Below are 8,677 nucleotides of genomic sequence, written 5' to 3' on the forward strand. Positions count from 1 at the left end.
GCCGGACGATGCCGCTGACTGCGTGGGAGTCGGCGGCTGCGGCTTCCTCGGCGGGGGCCTCCACCGCGGCGGCGGCCTTCTTGGTGGTGCGCTTGCGGGGAGCCGGGGTCTCGACCGCAGCGGCCTCGACCGTCGGAGCCTCCACCGCAGCGGCAGCCTTCTTGGTGGTGCGCTTGCGCGGGGCCGGGGCGGCCACGGTCTCCTCGACCGGGGCCTCCACGGCGGCGGTGGCCTTCTTGGCGGCCCGCTTGCGCGGGGCCGGGGCGGCTGCGGCTTCCTCGGCGGGGGCCTCCACCGCGGCGGCGGCCTTCTTGGTGGTGCGCTTACGCGGTGCGGGGGCGGCCACGGTCTCCTCGACCGGAGCCTCCACCGCGGCGGCAGCCTTCTTGGTGGCCCGCTTGCGCGGGGCCGGGGCGGCTGCGGCCTCCGCGGCCGGGGCCACCAGGGAGGTGATCGGCTTGCGGACGGCCCGCTGCTGCGGCGTCCGGGAGCGGATCACGGGCTCGGCGGCGACCGGCTCGGCGGCGACCGGCTCCGTGACGGTCACCGGCTCCGCGACGGGCGCGGGGGCAGCGGCCGTCTCCACGGCGGGGGCCGGGTCGGCGGCCTTGCGGGTGCGCTTGCGCGGGGTGCGGGCGGGGGCTTCCCCGGTGGCGGGGGCCTCCGCGACGGGCGCGGGGGTCTCGACCGGGGTCGGGACGGCGGCGGTCTCGACCGCCGCGGCCGAGCCGCCCCGGCGGTTGCGGTTGCGGCGGCGCGGGCTGCGGCCCTCGACCGGGGCGGCGGCGGGGCCGTGGTCCGGGGCGGACTGCGGCTGCTCGACCGACTGGGTCTCGGGCGTCACGGCGGCGGCGGTGCTGCCGCCGCGGGTGCGGCGGCGCTCGCGGGAGCGGCGGGACGGGCGCTCGGCGGGAGCCGGGCTCTCGGGGGCGCCGCCCCGCCCGCCACGCGAGTCGCGCCCGTCACGGGAGTCGCGGGAGTCGCGGGAGGCGTCACGTCCGCCGCGACCGCGTCCGCCGCGGCCGCCGGTCTCGCCGAGGTCCTCGACCTCTTCGGCGGCCAGGCCGGCCCGGGTGCGCTCGGAGCGCGGCAGGACGCCCTTGGTGCCGGGGGCGATGCGCAGCAGCTCGTAGAGGTGCGGAGAGCTGGAGTAGGTCTCCTCCGGGTCGTTGAACGGCAGGTCCAGCGCCTTGTTGATGAGCTGCCAGCGCGGGATGTCGTCCCAGTCGACCAGGGTGACGGCGGTGCCGGAGGCGCCGGCCCGGCCGGTGCGGCCGACCCGGTGCAGGTAGGTCTTCTCGTCGTCCGTGCACTGGTAGTTGATGACGTGCGTGACGCCCTCGACGTCGATGCCGCGGGCGGCGACGTCGGTGCAGACCAGGACGTCGACCTTGCCGTTGCGGAAGGCGCGCAGCGCCTGCTCGCGGGCGCCCTGGCCGAGGTCGCCGTGCACCGCGCCGGCCGCGAAGCCGCGCTTGGTGAGCTGCTCGGCGACGTCGGCGGCGGTGCGCTTGGTGCGGCAGAAGATCATCGCCAGGCCGCGGCCGTCGGCCTGCAGGATCCGGGAGACCATCTCGACCTTGTCGAGCGAGTGCGCGCGGAAGATGTGCTGCTCGATGTTGGCGACGGTGGCGCCGGTGTCGTCCGGGGCGGCGGCGCGGATGTGGGTGGGCTGGGTCATGTACCGGCGGGCCAGCGAGATGACCTGGCCGGGCATGGTGGCCGAGAAGAGCAGGGTCTGCCGCTTGGCGGGCAGCATGGTGATGATCTTCTCGACGTCCGGCAGGAAGCCGAGGTCGAGCATCTCGTCGGCCTCGTCCAGGACCAGCGCGCGGACCTTGGACAGGTCGAGCTTGCGCTGCCCGGCCAGGTCGAGCAGGCGGCCGGGGGTGCCGACCACGATGTCCACGCCCTTCTTCAGGGCCTCGACCTGCGGTTCGTACGCGCGGCCGCCGTAGACGGCCAGCACGCGCACGTCGCGGGTCTTGCCGGCGGTCTGCAGGTCGTTGGTGACCTGGGTGCAGAGCTCGCGGGTGGGGACGACGATGAGCGCCTGCGGGCTCTCGGAGAGCTGCTCGGCGGTGGCCCGGCCGGCGGCGACGTCGGCCTTGACCACGACGCGCTCGATCAGCGGGAGGCCGAAGCCGAGGGTCTTGCCGGTGCCGGTCTTGGCCTGGCCGATGACGTCGTGGCCGGTCAGCGCGACCGGCAGGGTCATCTCCTGGATCGGGAACGGGTGGACGATGCCCACGGCCTCCAGGGCCTCGGCGGTCTCCGCGAGGACGCCGAGTTCGCGGAAGGTCGTCTTGGTGGGTTCAACGGTGGTGGACAGGGTGCTGCCTCTTCCATGTGGAGGGCCGAGTGAACGCGTCCTGCCGTGCCCGGTGGCCCCGTGCGGGGCGCGTCGGGCGGGCGGCGCGGGGGAGGGCGTCCCGTTGACGGGTCGTGCGGCGCGCTGTCGGCGCGGTCCGCGGCGGCCCTCGCTCGGCCTGATGCGGTGCCTGGGCCCGAGGCTCGGGCCAGGTCGGAGCCGATCGGGTCTCCGACCGGGCATCCGCGTACGTGAGCGCCGGGTGCTGCACCGGGCGGCTGAACGCCGCCGGGCACGACCGCGCGGCCTGCCGTTGGACGGTCGGGCCGCGCCGGTTCACACCTGGCCTCACCACCTACCATACAGTCAAGCGACGACTCGAACACGTGACGGTCGCTACTCCGACCGGCCGCACCCGGGCGGCGGCAGCCCCGAGGGGCCGTCCGCCGGGTCCGCCGGGCGGACTAAGGTCGGTGCCATGGAGACTCCGGAACCCGCTGACGAGCCCACCGAATCGATCGGCCCCTGGGCGGCCCGGGCGGCCGACCCGCAGTACCGGGCGGCCGTGCTGGACCTGCTCGGCGCCCTCGCGTACGGCGAGCTGAGCGCCTTCGAGCGGCTGGCCGAGGACGCCAAGTTCGCGCCCGGCATCGCGGAGAAGGCCGCGCTGGCCCGGATGGCCTCCGCCGAGTTCCAGCACCACCAGCTGCTGCACGACCGGCTGGTCGAGGTCGGCGCCGACCCGGTCGCGGTGATGGAGCCGTTCGTCGAGCCGCTGGAGAACTTCCACCGGATGACCGCCCCGTCCGACTGGCTGGAGGGCCTGGTCAAGGCGTACGTCGGCGACGCGATCGCCACCGACTTCTACCGCGAGGTGGCCGTCCGGCTCGACGACGACACCCGGGACCTGGTGCTGCGGGTGATGGCCGACACCGGGCACGCCGAGTTCGCGGTCGAGCGGGTGCGGCAGGCGATCGCCGAGGACCCGCGGGTCGGCGGGCGGCTCGCGCTGTGGGGGCGGCGGCTGATGGGCGAGGCGCTCAGCCAGGCGCAGCGGGTGGTCGCCGAGCGCGACGCGCTGTCCAACCTGCTGGTCGGCGGTGCGCGGGTGCGCGGCTTCGACCTGGTCGAGGTCGGCAAGATGTTCAACCGGATCACCGAGACCCACACCAAGCGGATGGCGGCGCTCGGCCTGGCCTCCTGAGACGCCGAGCGGCCCGGACGGGACCGGGGAGGCCGGACCGCTCAGACGTGGCGGACCGCTCAGACGTGGCGGTGCCGGCCGCCGCGGCCGGGCTTCAGGTCGGGGCGGGCCGGCACCGAGACCAGCAGGGCCGACACCGCGGCGGAGACCGCCAGCCGGACCAGCGGCACGTGCCCGTCCATCACGTAGTGGCCGATCCGGTCGGTCAGCACCGCGGCGACCAGCGCCGTGCCGACGGGCAGCGCGCGCGGGCCCGGGTACAGGTCCGGCCGGAGCAGGAGCGCGCCGATCCCGACGGCCAGCCCGATCAGGACGGACGTGATCGTCTCCCACACGGCTGCCTCCCGGGTCCTGCGACGCTGCGGCAGCCCTCCGCCTACCCGCTCGGGCCCGCCGGTACGCACAGCACGGCGCCCCGTCCCCCCGGCGGGGGAACGGGGCGCCGCGGTCGCGCGCTCAGAGCGTGCCGAAACCGACCTTGCGGACGGACGGCTCACCGATCTCGACGTACGCGAGGCGCTCGGCCGGCACCAGCACCCGGCGGCCGTGCTCGTCGACCAGGGTGAACAGCTTGCTGGTGCCGTCCAGGGCCTTGGCGACCGCGTCCGCGACCTCTTCGGCAGATTGCGCGCTCTCCAGGACGATCTCCCGGTTCGCGTTCTGCACCCCGATCTTGACCTCCACGGCTTCCGTCCCTCCGGTAGCTGGCCGCGCGCGCCCCGACCGCGGATCGCGGTGGGCGCGCCGTACGGGCATCACCTTAAGGCAGTGACCCGGCCGGTAGGCGAAGGTCGGGGGCCGGTCCGCTCAGGGCCGAATCCCGGTTCAGTCCGCCGACTCGGCGGAACCCTCCTGCGCGGGGTGCATCGGGAAGCCCTTCAGACCGCGCCAGGCCAGGCTGGCGACCAGCCGGACGGCCTCCTCGCGCGGGATGTCGCCGTCCTGGGTGAGCCAGTACCGGGCGGTGATCTGGGCCAGGCCGCAGACGCCGACCGCGAGCAGCTTGGCCTCGGCCTCGGGCAGGTCGGTGTCCTCGGCGATCACCTTGGAGACCAGCGTCGCGCTCAGGTCGGTGGCCCGGTCGACCCGCTCGCGCACCGCCGGGTCGTTGGTCAGGTCCGACTCGAAGACCAGCCGGAACGCGCCCGACTCGCTGGAGACGTAGTGGAAGTACGCCTCCATGGTGGCGGCGACGCGCTGCTTGTTGTCGCTGGTCGCCTCCAGCGCGGCCCGGGTGCCGTCGACCAGGGCGTCGCAGTGCTTGTCGAGCAGCGCGAGGTAGAGCTCCAGCTTGCCCGGGAAGTGCTGGTACAGCACCGGCTTGCTGACGCCGGCCCGCTCGGCGATGTCGTCCATCGCCGCGGCGTGGTAGCCCTGGGCGACGAACACCTCCTGGGCGGCTCCGAGCAGTTGTTCACGGCGGGCGCTTCGCGGCAGGCGGGCACCGCGCGGGCGCTCCTGCGCCTCCTGGATGGCCGTCACGGCGCTCCTCACTTCACGGTCTGCGGTGGACTGGCGGGGTGATTGATTCTACTTTTCGGTAACCCGCTCGCGCGCGGGTGAAGCCGAGTAAAGCGCACAACCGCCCTTGTCGGGACCCCACAATACGACCCGGACCCCCGCTGTCCACGGGTCGAGACGGGCTCGTGACGGGGGCAGCACGGGCCCGTGACCGGCCGTGGCGGCCGCCCCCGCGCTCATTACCATCGTGCTCCATGAGCGCCTCCCAGCACCCCCTCGCCGCCCTGGAGCCGCACCGCACCGTCGAGGTGCCCGGAGCGGTCCTGGCCGTCAGCCGGCACTCCGAACCCCGTGACGGCCTGCCGCCCGCCCTGTTCGTGCACGGTCTCGGCGGGTCCGCCGACAACTGGCTCGAGCTGCTCGACCTGCTCGCCGACGACGTCGACGGCGAGGCCGTCGACCTGCCCGGCTTCGGCCACTCCGCCCCGCCGCTGGACGGGAACCTGACCCTCTCCGGGCACGTCCGCGCCGTCATCGGGTACCTGGAGGAGACCGGCCGCGGCCCGGTCCACCTGTTCGGCAACTCGCTCGGCGGCGCGGTCGCCGTCCGGCTCGCCGCGCTCCGCCCCGACCTGGTGCGCAGCCTCACCCTGATCTCCCCGGCGCTGCCCGAGCTGCCCCCGCAGCGCACCGCCTGGTCCACCGGGCTGCTGGCCGTGCCCGGCGTCGCCGAGCTGGTCCGCCGCCGCGGGCCGGCCGCCGACCCGGAGTCCGCCACCGCCGACCTGCTCGGCCTGGTCTACGGCGACCCCGCGGGCATCCCCGCCCACCGCCGGGCCCGCGCGGTCGCCGAGTACCGCCGCCGCTCCGCGCTCCCGTACGCCCTGGGCGTGCTGGCCGGGTCCGCGCGCGGCATCGTCAGCGCGTACACCGAGCGCGGCGAGCAGTCGCTGTGGCGGCAGGCCGAGCAGGTCACCGCGCCGGTGCTGCTGGTCTACGGGCTCAAGGACAAGCTGGTCTCCTACCGCTCCGCCCGGCGGGCCTGCGCCGCGTTCCGGGACGCCCGGCTGCTGGTGCTGCCCGACTCCGGGCACGTGGCGATGCTGGAGCACCCCGAGCCGGTCGCCCGCGCGGTGCGGGAACTGCTCGCGGAGGCCGACCGGCTGGGCTGAGCCCGCCGCGGGCCCGCCGCGGGCCCGCCGCGGGCCCGCCGCGGGCCTGGCGCACGCGGGGCGCACGGAACGCGAAGGCCGAAAACGGAACCGGGACGCGCGAGGACACGGGCGTTCACTCGATGGTGTGGCAAGCCGGGCCGGGCCCCTAGGGGGCTCGGCCCGGCGCTCTACCGTCGTGTTGTCGGACCGAACAGGTGTGGGGGGCGAGACGGCGAGGGCGGTGGCCGCGGGGAGCGGACACCGGCCGGGCGGTCGTCGAGCACGGACGCACTCCCCTGTGTCGTAGGGCCGTGAACCCAGTGGAAACGCTCTGGAGGCGTCGTGCGCATCGCTCTGCTCACCGAGGGCACCCCCACCAACGCGCAGCGTGGCGAAGGTGGTTGGTGCGGCCGGCTGGTCGAAGGACTGCCCGAGCACGAGTTCCGGCTCTACCGGCTGCTGCCCGCCGACCGCCCCGCCCCGCCCACCGGCGTCCGCGGCCTGCACGGCGTGCACGAACTGCCCATGTGGGGCCGCCGCCCCGGCGGGCGCGGACCGACCGCGCTGCGCCGCCGGGCGTACGCCAAGGCGTACGGGGAACTCGTCCGCGCCCTGGTGATGCCCGGCGAGCGGGCCGGGTTCGGGCCCGCGCTGTACCGGCTCGCCGAACTCGGGCGGGAGGACGGGGCGCTGCCCGCGTTCCTCGCCTCCGGCCACGCCCACCGCGCGCTGGAGCGGGCCTGGCGGACGCCCGGCGCCGACACCGCCGGCGGCCAGCCGCTGGTGTGCGACGTGCTGGTCGCCGCCGACCTGCTGGAGCAGTGCCTGCGGCCGCTGTCCGCGCCCTGGTACGGCACCGGGACGGCCGGGCTCGGCGGCGCCGACCTGTGCCACGTGGTCGGCGGCGGGCCGGCCGCGCTGCCCGCGCTGGTCGCCCGCGAGCTGCACGGCGTCCCGTTCGTGGTCACCGAGCACGGCCTGCACCTGCGCGAGCAGTACCGCGGCTACCGCAGCGCCCCCTACCGCTGGCCGGTGCGCGCCCTGCTGCTCTCCTTCTTCCGGCAGCTCACCGAGGAGACCTACCGGCGGGCCGCCGTGCTCACCCCCGGCAGCGAGTACGACCGGCAGTGGCAGCAGCGCTGCGGCGGCGACGCCGCCCGCACCCGGATCGTCCACGAGGGCACCGCCGCCACCGGCCGGCCCGCCGCCGGGGCCGAACCCGAGGCGCCCACCCTGGTCTGGGCCGGCGCGCTGGAACCCGGCCGCGACCCCGAACTGATGCTGCACGCCTTCGCCCGGGTCCGGGCCGAACTGCCCGCCGCCAGACTCCGGATGTACGGCGAGGAGGGCGCGCCCGGCTACCTCGCGCACTGCGAGGCGATCGCCGAACGGCTCGGCATCGCGGCGGACGTCGAGTTCGCCGGACGGCCGGACAGCTCGGCCGAGGCGTGGGAGTCCGGCAGCGCCGTGGTGTTCAGCGCGCTCGCCCAGCGCAGCCCGCGGCTGCTCGCCGACGCCATGCTCAGCGGCCGGGCCGTGGTCGCCACCGAAGTCGGCGTCGCCCGCGAGGTGCTCGGCCCCACCGGCCTGCTGGTGCCGCCGCGCAGCCCGCGCGCCCTCGCCACCGCCTGCCTCGCCCTGCTCACCGACCACGAACGCCGCTCCCGGCTCGGCCTGGCCGGCCGGCTGCGGGCGCAGGAACGCTTCGCCGTGGAGCCCGTGGTCGGCGCCTTCCGCGAGATCTACCTCGACCTGGTCTCCCGCTACCCGGCCTTCCCGGCCCGCCCCGGCACCCGGGCCCGGCCGTTCGCCCGCCCCGCCGAGTACTGGGTGGCCGGCGGCGAGACCCCGGTGCCGGCCGAGAAGGCCCCGAGGGCCGCCGGGCCCGCCCTCGCGGAGGCGCTGTGACCGGCCCCTCCGCGACCGGGACCGCAGGCAGCGCAGGCAGCGCAGGCAGCGCCGGGGCCGCTGGGGCTGCCGGGGTGGCCGGGGTCGCAGGCAGCGCCGGGACCGTCGGGGCCGCCGGGAGCGGCACCCCCGCCGACCCCGTCCGCGAACTCCTGGACGCCAACCGGGACTTGTGCGAACAGGCGGTCGACCCGCTGGAGATCGCCGCCGCCCTGGAGGACTCCGGCCTGGCCGCCGACGGCGCCGCCCGCTACCGGCACGCCGACGTGTTCGGCCTCGCCGAGGAGCTGTACGCCCGCGTCCCGCGCCGCCCGCCCGTCCGCGAACCGCTGCCGCCCGCCGAACCGCCGCGCACCCTCCCGCTCGCCGCCCTGCGCGGCGCCGCCGCCCACCTGCTGCCGCTGCTCCCCGCGACGGTGCCCGGCGGCCTGCCCGGCGGGGCGCTCGCGGTGCTGCTCGGCGCGGCCGCGGGCCTGCTGACGGCCCGGCGCGACCGGGCACCGGAGGGCGGGGACCCGGAGGACCGGGACTGGGACGGCTGGGATCCGGGCGGCCGGGATCCGGACGACGGGGAGGCGGGCGGCGGGGAGGTGGCGCGGGCGTCCGGGCGGGGTCCGTTCCCGTGGGCCGCGCCGGCCC

General features: G+C 76.5%; 7 protein-coding genes and 1 pseudogene. 4 read left to right on the top strand and 4 right to left on the bottom strand.

The features are described from left to right. A partial coding sequence (locus tag ACFUEL_RS29255; protein ID WP_380239785.1) for a DEAD/DEAH box helicase occupies positions 1-2,218 on the bottom strand: 2,218 nt, incomplete at its 3' end. Positions 2,219-2,789: 571 nt separating this feature from the next. Between ACFUEL_RS29255 and ACFUEL_RS29260 the strand changes: the two genes are divergently transcribed. After that, positions 2,790-3,515: a ferritin-like fold-containing protein gene (locus tag ACFUEL_RS29260; protein WP_380239780.1), complete on the top strand. Its 726-nt coding sequence runs from the start codon at positions 2,790-2,792 to the stop codon at positions 3,513-3,515. A gap of 59 nt (positions 3,516-3,574) precedes the next feature. On the opposite strand, the gene ACFUEL_RS29265 is transcribed toward ACFUEL_RS29260, so the two are convergent. The 3 genes from ACFUEL_RS29265 to ACFUEL_RS29275 all read right to left on the bottom strand — a co-directional run bounded on the left by ACFUEL_RS29265 (position 3,575) and on the right by ACFUEL_RS29275 (position 4,997). Further along, positions 3,575-3,850, bottom strand: a complete 276-nt coding sequence (locus ACFUEL_RS29265; RefSeq protein ID WP_380239781.1) for a hypothetical protein — start codon at positions 3,848-3,850, stop codon at positions 3,575-3,577. Positions 3,851-3,971: 121 nt separating this feature from the next. Next, the gene (locus ACFUEL_RS29270; RefSeq protein ID WP_030459953.1) at positions 3,972-4,199 is read right to left on the bottom strand and encodes a DUF3107 domain-containing protein; all 228 of its coding nucleotides are present in this window, start codon (positions 4,197-4,199) and stop codon (positions 3,972-3,974) included. Positions 4,200-4,340: 141 nt separating this feature from the next. Then, a complete protein-coding gene (locus ACFUEL_RS29275; protein WP_380239782.1) occupies positions 4,341-4,997 on the bottom strand; it encodes a TetR/AcrR family transcriptional regulator in 657 nt (218 codons plus the stop codon). A gap of 233 nt (positions 4,998-5,230) precedes the next feature. Between ACFUEL_RS29275 and ACFUEL_RS29280 the strand changes: the two genes are divergently transcribed. The 3 genes and pseudogenes from ACFUEL_RS29280 to ACFUEL_RS29290 form a co-directional block, all read left to right on the top strand. Then, positions 5,231-6,148, top strand: a complete 918-nt coding sequence (locus ACFUEL_RS29280) for an alpha/beta fold hydrolase (protein WP_380239783.1) — start codon at positions 5,231-5,233, stop codon at positions 6,146-6,148. A 324-nt stretch (positions 6,149-6,472) separates the two neighbouring features. Next, on the top strand, positions 6,473-8,038 hold the full coding sequence (locus ACFUEL_RS29285) for a DUF3492 domain-containing protein (RefSeq protein ID WP_380239784.1): 1,566 nt from the start codon (positions 6,473-6,475) through the stop codon (positions 8,036-8,038). Positions 8,039-8,112: 74 nt separating this feature from the next. Continuing rightward, positions 8,113-8,677: pseudogene (locus ACFUEL_RS29290) on the top strand (hypothetical protein); the annotation flags it as partial.

The organism is Kitasatospora sp. NPDC057198 (assembly GCF_042670125.1).
GTDB lineage: Bacteria > Actinomycetota > Actinomycetes > Streptomycetales > Streptomycetaceae > Kitasatospora.

Excerpts from the sequence above, each read along its gene's own strand:
- ACFUEL_RS29260 (WP_380239780.1), top strand. The coding sequence starts at position 2,790 with ATGGAGACTCCGGAACCCGCTGACGAGCCCACCGAATCGATCGGCCCC.
- ACFUEL_RS29280 (WP_380239783.1), top strand. The coding sequence starts at position 5,231 with ATGAGCGCCTCCCAGCACCCCCTCGCCGCCCTGGAGCCGCACCGCACC.